Annotated in this window: 19 protein-coding genes and 1 pseudogene; 11 read left to right on the top strand and 9 right to left on the bottom strand. The window is 39.9% G+C overall.

All coding sequences use genetic code 11. From position 1 onward, the window contains the following. Positions 1 to 156 precede the first annotated feature (156 nt). Complete coding sequence (locus BOD01S_RS05220) at positions 157 to 1,155, bottom strand: EAL domain-containing protein (protein WP_036158814.1); 999 nt, start codon at positions 1,153 to 1,155, stop codon at positions 157 to 159. A 5-nt stretch (positions 1,156 to 1,160) separates the two neighbouring features. Further along, a complete protein-coding gene (locus BOD01S_RS05215; protein WP_233153048.1) occupies positions 1,161 to 2,045 on the bottom strand; it encodes a MerR family transcriptional regulator in 885 nt (294 codons plus the stop codon). A 156-nt stretch (positions 2,046 to 2,201) separates the two neighbouring features. Here BOD01S_RS05215 and BOD01S_RS05210 point away from each other — a divergent pair, with 156 nt between their 5' ends. Next, on the top strand, positions 2,202 to 3,494 hold the full coding sequence (locus tag BOD01S_RS05210; RefSeq protein ID WP_052124997.1) for a globin-coupled sensor protein: 1,293 nt from the start codon (positions 2,202 to 2,204) through the stop codon (positions 3,492 to 3,494). Positions 3,495 to 3,620: 126 nt separating this feature from the next. Here BOD01S_RS05210 and BOD01S_RS05205 read toward each other — a convergent pair whose 3' ends face one another. Both BOD01S_RS05205 and BOD01S_RS05200 read right to left on the bottom strand, forming a co-directional pair. After that, a complete protein-coding gene (locus BOD01S_RS05205; protein ID WP_036158816.1) occupies positions 3,621 to 3,794 on the bottom strand; it encodes a hypothetical protein in 174 nt (57 codons plus the stop codon). A 104-nt stretch (positions 3,795 to 3,898) separates the two neighbouring features. Next, the gene (locus tag BOD01S_RS05200; protein ID WP_233153049.1) at positions 3,899 to 5,452 is read right to left on the bottom strand and encodes a DNA/RNA helicase domain-containing protein; all 1,554 of its coding nucleotides are present in this window, start codon (positions 5,450 to 5,452) and stop codon (positions 3,899 to 3,901) included. 232 nt (positions 5,453 to 5,684) lie between these two features. On the opposite strand from BOD01S_RS05200, the gene BOD01S_RS05195 reads away from it, so the two are divergent. Both BOD01S_RS05195 and BOD01S_RS05190 read left to right on the top strand, forming a co-directional pair. Continuing rightward, positions 5,685 to 6,152 carry an NUDIX domain-containing protein gene (locus BOD01S_RS05195; RefSeq protein ID WP_036158818.1) on the top strand — a complete coding sequence of 156 codons (468 nt, stop codon included), beginning with the start codon at positions 5,685 to 5,687 and terminating at the stop codon, positions 6,150 to 6,152. 18 nt (positions 6,153 to 6,170) lie between these two features. Beyond that, entirely contained in the window at positions 6,171 to 6,797 is a 627-nt protein-coding gene (locus BOD01S_RS05190) for an NUDIX hydrolase (RefSeq protein WP_036158821.1), read from the top strand. 77 nt (positions 6,798 to 6,874) lie between these two features. Here BOD01S_RS05190 and BOD01S_RS05185 read toward each other — a convergent pair whose 3' ends face one another. Continuing rightward, positions 6,875 to 7,738 carry a manganese catalase family protein gene (locus tag BOD01S_RS05185; protein ID WP_036158825.1) on the bottom strand — a complete coding sequence of 288 codons (864 nt, stop codon included), beginning with the start codon at positions 7,736 to 7,738 and terminating at the stop codon, positions 6,875 to 6,877. A gap of 417 nt (positions 7,739 to 8,155) precedes the next feature. Between BOD01S_RS05185 and BOD01S_RS05180 the strand changes: the two genes are divergently transcribed. Then, positions 8,156 to 8,923: a polysaccharide deacetylase family protein gene (locus tag BOD01S_RS05180; RefSeq protein ID WP_036158829.1), complete on the top strand. Its 768-nt coding sequence runs from the start codon at positions 8,156 to 8,158 to the stop codon at positions 8,921 to 8,923. 63 nt (positions 8,924 to 8,986) lie between these two features. Here the strand turns inward: BOD01S_RS05180 and BOD01S_RS05175 are convergent, their stop codons facing one another. The 3 genes from BOD01S_RS05175 to BOD01S_RS05165 all read right to left on the bottom strand — a co-directional run bounded on the left by BOD01S_RS05175 (position 8,987) and on the right by BOD01S_RS05165 (position 12,042). Next, positions 8,987 to 9,259, bottom strand: a complete 273-nt coding sequence (locus BOD01S_RS05175) for a Parvovirus coat protein VP1-like protein (protein ID WP_081978053.1) — start codon at positions 9,257 to 9,259, stop codon at positions 8,987 to 8,989. Positions 9,260 to 9,597: 338 nt separating this feature from the next. Next, positions 9,598 to 9,903, bottom strand: a complete 306-nt coding sequence (locus BOD01S_RS05170; protein WP_036158834.1) for a hypothetical protein — start codon at positions 9,901 to 9,903, stop codon at positions 9,598 to 9,600. 534 nt (positions 9,904 to 10,437) lie between these two features. Further along, the gene (locus BOD01S_RS05165) at positions 10,438 to 12,042 is read right to left on the bottom strand and encodes an ABC-F family ATP-binding cassette domain-containing protein (protein WP_036158837.1); all 1,605 of its coding nucleotides are present in this window, start codon (positions 12,040 to 12,042) and stop codon (positions 10,438 to 10,440) included. Between the two features lie 345 nt (positions 12,043 to 12,387). Here BOD01S_RS05165 and BOD01S_RS22480 point away from each other — a divergent pair, with 345 nt between their 5' ends. From BOD01S_RS22480 to BOD01S_RS05140, 7 genes and pseudogenes are all read left to right on the top strand, one after another. After that, the gene (locus BOD01S_RS22480) at positions 12,388 to 12,531 is read left to right on the top strand and encodes a DnaD domain-containing protein (RefSeq protein WP_269845631.1); all 144 of its coding nucleotides are present in this window, start codon (positions 12,388 to 12,390) and stop codon (positions 12,529 to 12,531) included. A 217-nt stretch (positions 12,532 to 12,748) separates the two neighbouring features. Further along, on the top strand, positions 12,749 to 13,087 hold the full coding sequence (locus tag BOD01S_RS05160) for a hypothetical protein (protein WP_036158840.1): 339 nt from the start codon (positions 12,749 to 12,751) through the stop codon (positions 13,085 to 13,087). Between the two features lie 25 nt (positions 13,088 to 13,112). Continuing rightward, positions 13,113 to 13,531 (top strand): annotated as a pseudogene (locus tag BOD01S_RS23970) (RusA family crossover junction endodeoxyribonuclease). Next, positions 13,528 to 13,773 carry a hypothetical protein gene (locus tag BOD01S_RS05150; RefSeq protein ID WP_143815024.1) on the top strand — a complete coding sequence of 82 codons (246 nt, stop codon included), beginning with the start codon at positions 13,528 to 13,530 and terminating at the stop codon, positions 13,771 to 13,773. Before BOD01S_RS23970 ends, BOD01S_RS05150 begins: the two are co-directional and overlap by 4 nt. A gap of 300 nt (positions 13,774 to 14,073) precedes the next feature. Beyond that, entirely contained in the window at positions 14,074 to 14,364 is a 291-nt protein-coding gene (locus BOD01S_RS05145) for a hypothetical protein (protein WP_174523065.1), read from the top strand. A 143-nt stretch (positions 14,365 to 14,507) separates the two neighbouring features. After that, positions 14,508 to 14,657 (top strand): hypothetical protein, encoded by a 150-nt coding sequence (locus BOD01S_RS22855; RefSeq protein ID WP_156117067.1) that lies wholly within the window; start codon positions 14,508 to 14,510, stop codon positions 14,655 to 14,657. A gap of 461 nt (positions 14,658 to 15,118) precedes the next feature. After that, positions 15,119 to 15,304 (top strand): hypothetical protein, encoded by a 186-nt coding sequence (locus tag BOD01S_RS05140; protein ID WP_036158843.1) that lies wholly within the window; start codon positions 15,119 to 15,121, stop codon positions 15,302 to 15,304. Positions 15,305 to 15,564: 260 nt separating this feature from the next. Here BOD01S_RS05140 and BOD01S_RS05135 read toward each other — a convergent pair whose 3' ends face one another. Beyond that, positions 15,565 to 16,086 carry a DinB family protein gene (locus tag BOD01S_RS05135; RefSeq protein WP_036158845.1) on the bottom strand — a complete coding sequence of 174 codons (522 nt, stop codon included), beginning with the start codon at positions 16,084 to 16,086 and terminating at the stop codon, positions 15,565 to 15,567. Positions 16,087 to 16,110: the final 24 nt, after the last annotated feature.

Raw genomic sequence — 16,110 nt, 5'->3', positions numbered from 1 at the left:
GCTGTTGAATTCTTAAAATGAAGACAAATTCATTTATAGAAAGAACGGCTGGTATGTTGAAAACAACGAGGCAGATAAAAGGGCAGTACTAGATTACTAGAAGCTGCCATTCTATAAGGAAATGAAAAAACTGGCTAGTTTATCGTCCCAAGTAAATTACAGAACACTCCAGTCAAGCTCTGTAACAGGATCTGGCTGTGGGCGGCTGAAGTAAAACCCTTGGAATAGTTCATAGCCCATATCTTTTAAAAAGAGATAATCCTCACGTTTTTCAATTCCTTCGGCAAGAGGTACTGAACCGATTGACCTGGCCTTATCAAAATAAAAATGAGCTACCTGCTGCTTATCAGAATCCTTCGCTACGCCTTCTACGAATTGGCGGTCAAGTTTCATATAATGCGGCGTAATATCGGATAATAATTCAACCGTGCTGAATCCTTCTCCTACATCATCGAGGGCATACCGGAATCCTTTTTCCTGATAATAATTTAAAATGTCCTTTAAGTGTTCAGTATCTTTGACTGCTTCTGTTTCTACCACTTCAAAAATAAAGCGGCCCGGTTCGATCTTCAACTGGTTTGCGAGAGCTGTTGTTGAGCGCAGGCAATATTCAGGCGAGTAAATAGAAGTTGGCAGAAAATTGATGAACACCTTACCCGGTAGCTTTTTTGCATATTGAACAGCGGCTAGCCGGCAAGTCCGGTCAAGGGCGTAAAGCCTGCCTCGAATTTTTGCGGCAGAAAATACGTCACCAGGTGAAAGGAGACGTCCGTCTTCTGCAACGAAACGGGCAAGTACTTCGTGGCCATAGATTTTTTCATCCCGTGTAATAATTGGCTGTGAATAGCAAATGATTCGTTTTTCAAGAATAATCTGCTCCACCCATGAAGCTGCAAGAAAATTCTTCGCTTCTGTTAATGACAGCCAGTCCTGATTATAGGCAAACTGGATGTTTGAAAGCTCTGTAAAATCCTCGCAAAAGCTAACGACCTCATGCATAGCTGTCTCATCAATGGAGAGATGGCCATCTTCATTAATAATTGCTGGGAACCCCATGCGCTGAAGATGTTTGGCAATCATTATAATCAAGTACTCTTTTTCTTTAAAACGGACAAGGAATGCAGCTTGTTTAACAATGCAATTTTTGCAGCTCATGATTATTACTCCTCTAAAATCGGTTCAATTGCTTCTGCAAACGCAACCGATTGTAAATTATGCGTTTGGAGGTAGCTCTTTGCTCCAATGCCTCCTACAAAAAAACGAATATGTGGATTGTAGTGAGCGAATTCATCTATTTCTTCTAGCGAGCCGGGACAAAGCTGGAAAGGCACCAGACTCATTGCGGACAGTAAAACAACGGCTGGCTTGAATTGTCTCACCAAATGCTCAATAGATCCCGGTGCAGGAGAGCTTGAAATTAAATAGCCCCGATACCCCATCATTCGTGCCTTCAGAAGCAGTATACAAAGCGGTAGATCATGTGCTTCTCCCGGCAGACAGGCAGCAAGGATTAACGGCGCATCACTCGGCACCTGAATCTCATGACGAAGACCGACTAAATAATCCCTAATAACTGTAGAGCAAACACTTTCCTGAAAAGGGTCCCACTGAGCTTTCTCCCAACGATACCCGACCTCAAGCAGTAAAGGAGAGACTACTTGATCAAGAAAAGGTAGGATACCAAGCTTGTGATGTGCCTCCTGTAAAATATGATGGATCGCTGGAACATTACAATTTGTGCCTTCTTCTAACAAACGAAAGCAATAATCCGATATCGGAGAGGAGGTATGCTGGGCAATCGGTTCGGGCACATTTTCAAGTGCATATGTTGTCGCCTGCTGAATACTCATTCCCTCATCTACCAAATTTCGTACCGCCTGCAATATTTGAACGTCGCGTTCTGAATAAACACGGCGGCCATTTTCTAACCGCTTCGGTTCTACTGTTTTATAGCGGTCCTCCCATTTGCGGATGACAGGCTTTGTCAAACCAGTCCGAACAGAGACCTGCTGTATTGAAAGCATACTATCTAAAGTATTGGACAAGATAACCACCTCCATCATCATTTATTTCTATCATACAGTATTATCCAAATAACAGCAAATGATTGTCTAACTTTTGTATAACAATATCGATAATAAGTTGTACAAAAATGTAAATCAACGTATAATGGTTGAAAAATGGAAAGGGGATTGGGTACTATGTTTTCTTGGTACAAAAAGACAGGTGAAGCAGTTGAAAGGCTGGAGTTATATGCACCTTATTGTAATGAGGAGGAGCTTGGGCCGTTACGCTTGCAAATGGAACTTATCGGCCTTACAGAAGGGGATATGAAGCGCTTCATGTCGTTTCAGCCAGTCATTTCAGGTCATATAGAGGAAATCACCGCTATTTTTTATGATAAAATACTAGCTGTTCCCGAGCTGAAACACCTCATCGAAAAACGAAGTTCAGTAGAAAAACTAAAAGGGATTGTAGGGAAATATGTAATTTCTATGTTTGATGGCCAGCTGACGGAGCAGACAATCCGGCAAAAGCGTCATTTGGCACAAATTCATTATAGAATGGGCTTAGAGCCAAAATGGTATATGGGGACATTCCAACAGATCCAGGAAAGCCTTATCCGCTTATTGGTGGAAGATAAAACGATTCATACGACAACGTTAGAAATAGCCACCGTCATATCCAAATTGATAAATTTTGAAATGCAAATTGTGCTGGAGGAATATGAAAAAGAAAACAGGCGTCTTGTCAATGAACAATACACAATTGTAAAGGAAGAATTGAAAGGCAGTATATCTTCTATCAGCGGGGAACTTGCCGATCTGACAGAAGAAACAAGCAGGCAAATGGCTGCTGTAGAGCATACAACAGCTGTTTTAGAAAGACATATAGGTGAAAATATTGAAACTGTCAGACAAGTAGTGAAACGTTCAGAAACGGGCCAGCTTTATATGAATCAATTGGAGACAGAAACTGAAAAGATGCTCCAGCAAATACAGGAGGTCACATCCTTCACGGCAGAACTGGTGGAAGCTTCGCGTAAAATTGAGTCGATTTTAGGTATTGTCCAATCCATTGCCGATCAAACTAATTTGCTGGCATTAAATGCTTCTATTGAGGCGGCACGGGCCGGTGAATATGGGAAAGGGTTTGCGGTAGTTGCCCAGGAAGTACGAAAGCTGGCTGAACAATCGAAGCAATCCGTCAGTCACATTACATACCTTGTCACCTCTGCTTCCCACCTGACCGGACAAGTAAATGACTCTCTTGCACATGTTCGGGAAAGAACATCAACAAACGGACAAGTAGTAGACAATGCAAGAGCGGTATTTGATGGCATTAAGAATGAAGTAGCAAAGAATGAGCAGTCTATTGAACAGGTAAAGGGCGATATAACCCAATTAACTGATGTTATGGAGGCAATGAACGCGGAAATTAAAGAAGTGGCAGGGACAGCAGATACATTATTTGCTACAGCAAGTAATTTATAAAACGTATTATTACGGATAAGCCGAAATAATTTATCACCTGGAGGCTGCAGGCAATTCAGGACAAAAACAATTTTTTGCTAAAAGAACATCATCCCGGCCAAATTTTAGCCGGGATGTGTTTGCTAACTAGCTACGATGCTCCACAAGGTCAATGGCGCCTAACACAATATGGGCAAGACCAAATCCAAAAATAGTGTTCGCGATCATTTGATTGGAACTACTCTTTTGTTTCAGGGCATACCCCGTTGCAGTTACAGCTGAGCCTAGTATCGTTGGGATTAAGCCTTCACGAATGTTCATAAAAGATCCCTCCATCGTTAGTAGTTGATGGTGAAGTATCACCATCCTTACTTTGGTTTGATAAGGCGGAAATTATGCAAATGGATTGCTGTTTTCACATATCGTCACGCCAATATATTCAACACCTTTTCCAATACTTCTGGATTATTGATTATGACAAGATGCAGCTTCCTTCTTGCGCGTGTCACATTTTGGAAAAGGACCTTTGTTTTATGGTATTTCAGCCGTTTCTCTGTTTCTCTGTAGGACAGCTTATTTTGATCATTGTAAAAAAAGGATTCGTCAATAATAACGGCAACTTCCTCGTAATCCTGTCCAATGATTTCATAAAAGCTGTTTTCCCCCGGACTATCAGGCGGAGTGTTTGAAGGAATCAAATCGAGCACCTTCCAGCCTTCCTCATGCAAGTAGTGGAGATAGCTGCCGGCAGAATCATAGGAGGAAAAGTATTGTGTGCTAATATTCATATATTTTTGATTCGTCGATTGTTTTACCAAGTCAAATAAATTAGTGATAAATGCCTGTATTTCTTTACTGCAGCGGATAATATTTTTTAATTCATAACGCTTTGGATGCAGACGTTCCTCTATATAGCCTGGTATGTTATTGTCCAGTTCTTCGGAGGTTAAATACTGCTGTCTGTCAAAGGAGAAAATACACATTATCGGAATGGCTAGTATTTGATCGAGGAACGCAATGAGCTGCTGTTTATCTAATCGTTGTGCCTCATCGAAAATAATGACATCATATATACCCCAATCCTGATTAGTTGTAAAAGGAGTTTTTCCATTGTATGAAATTGACTCAATAGACCAGCCGTAATCTTTCTTTAGCTTTTCTTGCCCGGCATTCAGCTTTCCGCAGTGAAAAATCTTTACACCGTGTGATTTCCGGATATAATTCTTTGCGATATCATAAAGCAATAGTGTTTTGCCGGTGCCAGGACCTCCTTCAATGGAAACGAACAGTGGTATATCAGCGGGTATCATCTCCAGCATCTCCCGCTTAAACGTGCTTTGCTGAGCCGTAAGGAAATATTCATCCTTTAAAAAGGCTTCAGGTGATTCGAAAGGTGAAACTAAATAATTGATTGGGTCAAACAGGTGATGAAGGTTATCTATTTCCAGAAGACGCTGTTCCCGCAGCCGGTCAATTAACACATGAAATTCCACTTCCTCAATCCGCTCGGAATCAATCAGCATATAAAGCTTTTCTGTCGATGAAACATACGTAAAGTGATACAGCTCTACATCGAGGAATTTTAAATAGTATTCATTTTGTATTAATTGCTTTGTAATTTTTTCATCTGTACTTTTCCGCTTTAATTCAATATTGATGACACTGTTTGTACCGATCCGCAGTAAATCGAATTCCTTGCCAATCTGGTTAATCATGAAACCAACAAAGAAATTATTAAAAATATATGTAAATGGGGTATAATCCCGCAGTGTATCTACAAGCGATTGCAAATCAGCCAGTTCATTCATCCGAATGTGCGGATTTATTCCAAAACTGCTTACATACTTTTTAAAGCTTAAATCGCCTACATCAGTCTGTGCATTCAGCAACGAAATCAAGTTAATGGCTTTCACAGCTTGCGCCCCCTTATCATTCCATGAAGAAGTCTTTTGCTTTTCATCTATATATGTACTATTCATTTAGTATTCCTTCCTGTTTCCGTGATTATGCCATGGCGAAAAATGGAGGGATAATAAAACTTATTTGTCCCCTATTATTGTACTGTATAAATGTCATTTAAATATATCCCCTAAAATGACAGTTTTTCCAAAATGGGTTATCGTATTAGAAAGGAAGGATTTACTTTTAACCTCTAATTGGCGTTAGACAGCATTAAAAGTACATAAAAGTAAACAGCGGGAGGGAAATAACTTGTATCCAATACGAGTAAGAAGCAGTGCGTTAATCGTGAAAGAACAGGCGGTATTATTAATAGAATTTACAGATGAAAACGGTACACATTATAATTTGCCGGGAGGAGGTGTAGAAGCAGGCGAAACACTGAAGGAGGCAATAAAGAGAGAGGCAAGCGAGGAAGCTTCTGTAGAAATAGAAGTTGGGGAAGTGGTGTTTCTATATGAATATGCTCCACATTTACATAAAGAAAAATATGGCCCTGTTCACTCATTAACAACGATTTTTGAATGCAGGCTGAAAGAAGGCCAAGTTCCGCAAATGCCTTCTTCTCCTGATAAACATCAGACAGGGGTAAGGTGGGTTCGGCTAGAGGATTTGCATACGATTGTTCTCTATCCAAATATAAAGAAGCAAATCATTGAATACAGCAAACATAAGCAAACGATTCAATTGCTTGAAGAGCAGTCATTGATTTCTTATTAATACATATTGGAGGATAGAATGGAAAAACTAAAGATTTTTACGGAGGATTACAAGCAAATAGGCGTAGCCCTCAGGGATGAAGCGCATCATTTTGGCTACTGGCATGAGGTATTTCATTGTTGGGTTATAGAATGGATAGAGGAGGAATGGTATATATACCTTCAGCTTCGCAGTAAAAGGAAAAAGGATTACCCGCGGCAATTTGATATTACGGCAGCCGGTCATTTATTATCACATGAAGGAATTGAGGACGGCATACGGGAGCTGCAGGAAGAGCTGGGCCTGCCAACAGCTTTTTGCGACTTACATCCACTCGGAATGATCCCTTATAAAATTGAAAATACTTCTATTAAAGATTATGAATTTGCCCATGTGTTTGGTTATATAGGTAAAGGTGGTTTTGATCAATTTACGATTCAGGAGGAAGAATTAGATGGTATTTACCGCCTTCCGTTAGAGGCATTTCTTCAATTAGTAAACGGTACAGTAACAGCTGTGGAAATGGAAGGATATGAACTGGTTCATACAGAAAAAATATATGATCGGAAAGGTTTAACTCTGACTAATATGGAAACGCTGCCCGTCGGCTACCGAATTTCCTTTGTAGAAAAAATCACTAAGTGGTTAGGGGAGCATAGATATTAGTCCACTGATGAGGAAGGGAAATTATTTCTTATCAAACAAACAATCCCCAACAAGGTAAGCGGGGATTGTTTTTGTTATTACCGGTCTAAATCGGCAAGACCTGGGCTATGTTCATTTGGCATCGCCGGCATAACAGGTACAGGGAAGCCTTGTGGCGGCTGCGTAACCTGTAGAGTCCCTTCATTTCGGCTTGGCGAAGTGCCCTGGAAAATTTCAGCTATACGGCTCTGGTCAAGGCGGAAATCAAACATCATGTTATGGTAGCCCATATCAACAAATTTCCGGCATTCAGGGTATTTATTGATATCGTAGTTTGGAATAGGGAGGATTTTGCCCCAATCTACACCAAGTGTTTCAAGTGCCTTCGCAAAGGCATTTTGGTGGGCATTATCACGTACGATTAAAAATGCAAGCGTTTCCCTGAATGTCTGGTTGGAGCTCATTTCATAAATGCGTGTCTTTTGCAGAACTCCTGTTGACTCAAGAACAAGGTTGTCCAGCAGGTCGGCAATCAGGTTGCCGTGTGCATATACCCAGGAACCATTCCACGGCAGCCCTGCAGCATCTACCGGAAGGGAGGCTTGTGCACCGATAATAAAATGGTGAGGGTTAGTATTAGCTTGCTTGATTGCCTCTTCTAATGGGGCACCGTCTGCACCGCTGTTACCAGGCTTAGCAGTCTCTCCAGAGCCGTTTAATAACTGGTTGATTGTGTTTTGTACAAGTTCAACGTGAGCAATTTCTTCCAAGAAAATACCGCGCAGCAAATCACGGAACTGTAATTCTTTTCCTCTGAAATTGGAGCTCTGGAAGAAAAATTGCATCATCGTGCGCATTTCGCCAAAATGGCCTCCTAAAATCTCTTGTAGCACTCTTGCAGCGGCAGGGTCAGGTTTATCCGGCTTAATAATATTGATTAATTCCTCTTTGTAATAATACATTCCGCTTCCTCCTTATTCATTTCCAATAAACCAATATTGTAGAGACAAACGAAATTCTCACCTGTTGGTTCAGTGTATTTTCAACATAAGTAGTATGGATAAAAGAAAGGAAGTGATTCATCCTTTAGGAAATAAGGAGGCTGAAGTCTAGGAGATATATGTAACGGCATAATAGATTTTCATATGAATCTCCCAGCTCCATTTATAATGCGCTTTAATAGCTCCTTATCAAGAAAGCGTCGAAGACAGTTTCTATAAAATTAATGATACAAACTGCTTGTCTTTAAAGCGTCAGGAATGATTATTGGAAATTCCTCATTTATATAGCCATTCTTATCAAGGAGTTTTTTTATGTAACTTGCAGATAATAAAGAATACATGTAGGAATGAAAATAACCGATTGTAGGAAGTGATGCAGTGAAACGTAGATCCATCTTTGTTTTGTCGGGCTTTATTTGTTTCATCGCTGTATTTTTCATTGGTTTTCATACGTACGCTGACAAGGGCAGGCGTTATTATGAAGAGACCGGCGAAGTATTATGGGATATTCAAACACAGGAAAAGGTTATTGCGATTACATTTGATGATGGGCCAGATGACAAATATACAAATCAGGTGCTGGATTTACTGGAAGAATATGACGCAAAGGCAACCTTTTTTGTGATCGGAAAAAGCGCGGAGAAATACCCAGAAGTTGTTCTCCGTCAATTTGAAGAGGGACATGAATTAGCTAATCATACGTATACACATCCCTTGAAGACGACATTAGAAAAAATAGAAGAAGAAATACAACAGACCAATGACATCATTTACAGCATCACTGGGTATAAGCCTAAGCTATTTCGTCCTGTCGGGGGTATATATACGGATGGTATGATTGATGTAGCAGTAAAGCATGGTTTTACCGTCATCATATGGTCTTGGCATCAGGATACCCAGGATTGGAAAAATCCCGGCGTAAATAAAATCGTAAAGAAAGTCCTAAATGGGACAAAACCGGGAGACGTTATCCTATTTCATGACGGGGGGTCTAACCGTACCCAAACAGTAGAAGCATTAAAGGAAATTTTACCATCACTGAAAAAGCAAGGATATAAATTTGTTACAATTTCTGAAATGCTGGAAATGAAAAATAATATGCAGCGTAACGAAGTTAAAAAGAACAGCCGCCACTTTTTTGAATAAGGAAGCAGCGGCTTTCTTCTTGGTGAGCGCAGCTGATAAATGTTAGCTGAAAGTGTGGATGGCTTAAAAAAAGAAACCCTTCAACCCAATAAATTTAGAAAAAAGCGCTGCATCCCTTCCTTCTTTAGTGTAGGGATTTATTTTAGGAGCCAAGCAGCGCTGGAATTGCTGATCACAAAATCTTTTATCTCCCACTTTTTGATAGCACAAGTCATGCTGATAGCAGCAGGAGTCGACAGCATTTGTTGGTGCCCCGGGTCCTGAACAGCCAGGCCCGCAATACCGGTACCCGGGTACACAGAAGCGGAATTTTTTTTGATAGCCATTAAATCTCATTATGCCACCTCTATTTTGTTATAAGGGTAAGTTTGTGTATCCTATAAATTTATTCCAATAAGAAATTATCTCATTTAGGAAATCACTAAGCTTGAAGGTATTATTTTTCTATAGAGATTGCCCGTTAGACGCAATTAGGATATCCTACGGTCCTATATTTAATAGTATAAAGGATAAAAAGGAGAAGGCCTAAAAGGGCACGAGGTAACTTTGGCTTTTATAGAATAGTGGAAGGAAAGAGAAGAAAGGCAACAGCAAGGAGGCTGAATAGTAGCGTTTAGAATTCAGTCTTTTAGCGTCATACTCAGCCTATGTATTTAACGAGGCCGAAGTCCAAGCTATTTTTTAAGTCTTTCCATCTCCTTTGATAAATACATGACCTGCTTTTCAAGCTTTTTAAAGCGCTCAGGGCTGATTTCGGAGTTGGGACGGCTGCTGTTCGAACCTCTGTTTGCACTGAGCATTGCTTCTTCCTTTTCATCCTCTTGTATTACTTCTGCTTGTAAAACTAAAGAAAATAGACCGATCATTTGGCTGAGCATTCCAATGATGTTAGACATAATGGCTAAATCTATTGCCACGACCTCTTTATTTATCGGAGCATCGGCCGTTTCATTACTATTGCTGCTGCTTTTTTTTGCCAATGTCTCTACTCTCCTTTTCCCTTTTTCTTCAGTATATGTATAAGTGAAAGTAGTGGTTAGGGCTTTGGGCAGTAAAAAAGAAAAGGGATGTTGGCCAAAATAATTATTAAAATTTTATAATTCGACTGTTCGTAAATTCACCAGTTGTTTTTTCAATAATAAACACAGTAAATAAATGCCTCTGACGGGATTCGAACCCGCACTCCTTTCGTAAGCATAGGCTAGGGGGAACACGCTTCCCTACGGACTTTCACCGGCTAGGAATTTCACCTGCCTCAGCTCATTTGCTTTTCGGTGCTTCTGAAACCCTTGCCTTGCGACCCGGTTGCTACATTGTTTTCCGGCGCTCTTCCCTTCTAAAGCTACAGAGGCAAATTGATATGTACCATTATATAGAATAAGGCATGCATTGTGAATGGGAAGGAAGTTTCTAATGAAAATTTCGACTGGGAAAAATGAAAAGAGACCTCCATGAAAGAGGCCTCTCTGAAAAAATGCTAATTTATGTGGTTATAACGAAAGGAGGGAGCGATATTATTTTAAACCCTGACTTTCTTTCCACTCTAAGAACTCATCATACGTTAATTGCTTATCAAGAATGGTACCGTCTTCGCGGATTTCAATAACGCGGTTTGCAATTGTTTGAATGAACTGATGGTCATGCGATGTGAAAAGCATCGCACCCTTGTAGCGGATTAAGCCTTCATTCAATGCTTGGATTGATTCAAGATCCAAGTGGTTTGTCGGTTCATCCAAAATCAACACATTTGAGTTAGAAAGCATCATTTTAGAAAGCATACAACGCACTTTCTCACCACCTGATAATACAGCAGGTGATTTTTTCACTTCTTCACCAGAAAACAGCATACGACCTAGGAAGCCGCGAAGGAAGCTTTCTGTTTCGTCATCCGGAGAGTACTGGCGAAGCCAATCTACCAATGTCTTTTCAGAACCTGTGAAGTACTGCTCATGGTCGTTTTCAAAATAGCTTTGTGAAGTTGTCACGCCCCATTTGAATGTACCGGCATCCGCCTCTCGACGATCCATCAAAATATCAAATAAAGCCGTTTTAGCTAATGGAGAGCCTAGAAATACAATTTTATCTTCCTTGTTCATCGTGAAACGGATGTCTTTGAACAACGTTTCACCGTCGAGAGAAGCTGAGAGACCATCGACTGTCAGCACGTCGTTCCCAATTTCACGCCCAATTTGGAAGTTGATGAACGGGTATTTACGGCTTGATGGACGAATATCATCCAGCTCGATTTTTTCAAGCATTTTCTTACGGCTTGTCGCTTGCTTCGATTTAGAAGCATTAGCAGAGAAGCGCGCCACAAAGGCTTGTAATTCTTTGATTTTCTCTTCTTTTTTCTTATTTTGATCCTGCGCCATTTTCAATGCTAGTTGAGAAGATTCATACCAGAAGTCATAGTTCCCAACGTACAGCTTGATTTTCCCGAAGTCAAGATCCGCAATGTGTGTACATACTTTATTTAGGAAGTGACGGTCATGGGAAACAACGATGACTGTGTTTTCAAAGTTGATCAAAAATTCTTCAAGCCATTGGATTGCTTTTAAGTCAAGGTGGTTGGTAGGCTCATCGAGTAATAGAACATCCGGTTTGCCGAATAATGCTTGGGCAAGCAATACTTTGACTTTATCTGAACCTTCCAAGTCTTTCATCAGCATGTAATGAAACTCATCACCGATTCCAAGACCATTTAAAAGAGTTGCCGCTTCCGATTCAGCTTCCCAACCGTTTAGTTCTGCAAACTCTCCTTCCAACTCAGCAGCACGCATGCCGTCTTCGTCGGAAAAATCCTCTTTCATATAAATAGCATCTTTTTCTGTTTTTACTTCATAAAGGCGTTTGTTCCCCATAATGACAGTATCCAGTACAGAAAACTCATCATATTCGAAATGGTTTTGGCGAAGCACAGACAAGCGCTCATCTTTCCCCATCGATACATGGCCTTCCTGTGCCTCGATATCACCTGCTAAAATTTTTAGGAATGTTGATTTACCGGCACCATTTGCACCGATCAGGCCGTAACAGTTGCCTGGAGTAAATTTAATGTTTACATCTTCAAATAATTTACGGTCGCCATAGCGAAGACCTACGCCACTAACTTGAATCATGGTAGTTCCTCCTTGTTTATCTACTAATTGCTTTAAACGTTTGCTGTTTAATCCACAATATTTCCATTATACCATGGTGGGGGAGCGAAATGAAGCAACAGTGACGTTTAAAATGTTTTTAGAGGGTTAGTTTTTTAAGCCAAATTTGAAAGCTGGTAATTCCAAGGTGTAACTTTATTGATTCACTAAAGGTAAAAAGCTTATCTAAAAAGAACAATAATAAGCAAAATTAGCTGCGCCTGTTGTTGAAGAAGTAGACGTTCAAAAAATGATCCATTCAATTTTTATGAGCAAAAGGGATTTGATATTTTTTCTTCCATCATTCATTTCACAGGCCTAAATTAGATTAAGGGCGTATTATACGAGCTAGTTGTATATGCGATGCAATTAGCCATCGAAAGTAACAAAGTCAGCTGGAGCTATGTTGAAGGCATCTTGAAAAACTGGGCTAATAAAAAGATTAAAACAGTCGAGCAAGCTGAGGCATGAAGGGCCCAATTCGAAGCCCAGAGGCATAACATACCTTATAAACGTGGTCGTCAGGAAGTAGTTCCTGAATGGTTTGGTAAGCATAAGCAGGAAGTATTGACTCCTGGACAGTCTTCCTTCACAGCACGAGTTTTAGATTTTGAAGCTGAACGACAAAAGATGTTGGATAAGTTAAACGCATAACCGTAGGAAAGTTAATGGTAAAAATATCTCTCTAATGATTCATAATTACTCTGACCGGGTGATGGTCGGCATGCAAGACAGCATTAAACGGGTGATCCGGGTTGATACAATGAGCATCCTTTCTATCACTAATCATATGGATGTGAAACTTAAAATCAATGAGTTGGTAAGAATCAATAAGCTCACTGAATGGGATGCCATTCTTCAAGAGATGGATGAGCTGAACGTGAAGGAGGATGCTTTCATTCGTGGATTAGAAGTAGAGCTGCTGCTTGAAGATCTGCTGACAATGAACAAAGAGCATGCAATTGATATGGCGCTTGATAAAGGAGATGTAGAAGCATTTAATAAGCTGCTGGAGGTACAAATATGATTTCTAACTTCAGAGGTGGATTATAATGATTCAATTTACAGTACCAGGGACAGTACAAGCACAGAAACGCCCAAGGTTTAGCAGGGTAGGAAAGGGTGTCCGTACACACGACGCTCCTAAATCGAAATCATACAAAGAGCTGGTCAAGTTAGTAGCATGGGATAACAAACCACAGGAGCCTATTTCCGGGGCAATAAAGCTAACGGTGGATGTTATTTGGTTCTTCCAAAGAATCTCCATACAAAGCCAAAACAGGCACTTATAGCGAGCGGGAAATTAAGACCAACGAAAAAACCGGACTGTGACAACTTGGTAAAGGGCATCAAGGACGGCTCCAGCAAGATCATCTGGAATGATGATGCACGGATTGTTGAGTTGATTGTACGGAAATTCTACGGCATGCAGCCAAGGGCAGAAGTAACGGTGGAGGTGATGGCAGGGTGATGAAAGGACGACACTTCCTCTTCACGTCTGAGGTGCATGATGATGTGCGTCTCGATTTCCCGGACAGTACGATTAATAAGCTGCTGGAGCTTTGGAACAAGGGTTACGATCATGAGTATATTTGCAACAAGCTTCGAATTAAACCGATTGATATGGCGCTGATCGTGATGGATTTGGAATATGCTGATAAGCTGCCGAAGAGAAAGAATGGATTTTTAGGTAGCAAGAGTATCGGAGCATAAGAAACAAATTGCGTAGTACAGGTGATGAGAAAATAGAATATGAACAATGCCCGAAGTGTAAGAACAAAAATTTAAATATATATAAGCAGTTAGCAATGAGTAAAATTGTTTCAGCTCGTACCAGAAAGGTATTAGAAAAGGAAAAATTTTTAGAAATAACATGTTGGAATTATCCATGTAAATGCGGTTGACATAGCGAGATAACTACCCCATAATTCGAGAATGATAATTAGCTTATGAAAGGAGCTATTAAATTAATTTAGAACATTTAACATTTTAAAAAACAAGGGGGTTTTACAAATGAGAGTCTACTTATTTTCTATAAATTTAATAGGTGGCAAACAAAAAGGGGTAGTTTTTGTTGAGGAAGAATGGGAAGTGACAAGTAATTTAGGAGCCTATTATGGTTCGACTGAAGAAGAGTTATTAGCAAATGGATTGGAGTACAAAGAAATCAAAGATTTGAATGAACTTCAGCCTTTAACAAGTAATCCTGACATGCTCACAATCTTTAAAAACACACTGACTAAATCAGCAAAGAGTAGGAAAGGAGGAAGTTGTATAATACATATTTTTGATCATTTTTTATAATAATCATCATGATTAAAAGCCTATTAATCAAAAAATATTATTTTACCCTTGTATTCAACTCAATCTCCTGTAAATAAGCGTTTTTTATGCTTATTCTATTTTTAAGGAAAGGGAGGATTATGTATTGGAAGAGGGAATTTCAAATGAATTTATTAGGAGCATGTTTTCTACTGCAACAACATGAAAAAGGAAAAGTGCAGATTCATGAACAGACTTTAAAAGAAGCTCAGAAATTAGTTTTATTGGCACAAGCAGAGTTTATTGCTATGAAAGAACAGATTAAAAATAAATAAGCACAAAAAAGCCCAGCACCATAACAGGCAACCTCCTCAATGGAGCAAAATTATACACACCTTTTCTTTACCACATTTTGAGGGGGCATAAAGATGGTTAATGGGCAAACTACAGGGCAATTGAATTTTAATGAAAACGGAACACAGCCAGAATCCCTTATCGTAGAGGCTTATATTCAACATATGCATCAGCTATCCGGGCAGCCTTGAAATCACTTGGCAAGCCAAACGGTACTGTATGTTTGGATGCTGGACATGGGGGACATGATGCTGGTGCCGTAAACGGAAAAGAGTTCAAAAAAAACCATGTTCTGCGATTGGTGCTGCGTATTAAGCAAATTCTTGAATGAGGAGGCGAGCCGGTACCGTCTGGTTCCATCGGTTATAACATAGCAGATGGCGCTGAAGCCTTCCGCATTCAGTCTGGATGTTACGGAACGGAAAGTGCTATGAGACAAGCTATGAATGATTTGCTACAGAAAGGTTATTTGTTGTATGCCCAGCCTCAGCAGTCTAATAGCAATGAGGCTGGCTGGCGTTTTGTAAGTGACAAATATACTTCTTTAGGTGCTGATGAAATTGCTGCATCCAAAATAATCAATGCTGGCAAGTTGGGGTATGTAACAATCAGTGGAACAATTAATTAAGGAAAGATGAAGCCCGTTACCTTAATAAAACAGGTAACGGACTTTTTGCGTTTATTCATCTTGCAACTCTTGCTCGCGTTCTACAACCCATTGTTTCATCTCGTTTAGATTCTTTAAATCACAGTAAATGGATAACTACACGATTTGATTTATCTATAATTGTGGAATAAAAAGCAAATGGTTCTTAAACATCATTTATTGATTTAATAATTAACTAAAGCCAGTCCGTTAATTCAAGAGGGATTATAAGTATCCTCTCTTTAACACTTATCATTTCGTAATTCCCGAAGCATTTGGAAAATTTGCCCTCTATGATGTGATTCATGTTCAATCAAATGGTAAACAACCCACTCAGGCGTGACGTCATAATGTTCAAGTACTCTCGGTTTACGCCAATCGGATAGGTCCATTGAACGGAAGTGGGAAAGAAATACTTCACGTACCTTATTAAGGCGGTAAAAATGTTCCTCTATACTTTCTCCCTCAAAGTGAGATAAATTGCCGTCAGTTCGATGTTCTAAAGGAAATAATGCGCTAATTTCAGGATCCCAATCTGTTTCAAGTACTTCTGCATATAACCAATCTGCCTCAATCAATGCAATGTGATACAAAAGAGTCCCAATTGATTGCCTTTCACCTAATTTCCTGTCAATTAAACTTTGGCTGATTCCAATTAATCTAGTTATGATAGTACGTCGAACATCCTCTAAACACCATAGCAATCGGCCAATCTCTTCTTCATATTCTGGTAATGAAGATACCAGTAAAACTTTTCTCTCCAACAAGATCATCCTCCTCTAGTTAAA

The organism is Lysinibacillus odysseyi 34hs-1 = NBRC 100172, from assembly GCF_001591965.1.
Taxonomy (GTDB): Bacteria; Bacillota; Bacilli; order Bacillales_A; family Planococcaceae; genus Lysinibacillus_B; species Lysinibacillus_B odysseyi.
This window is presented reverse-complemented; position numbering and strand designations above follow the sequence as displayed.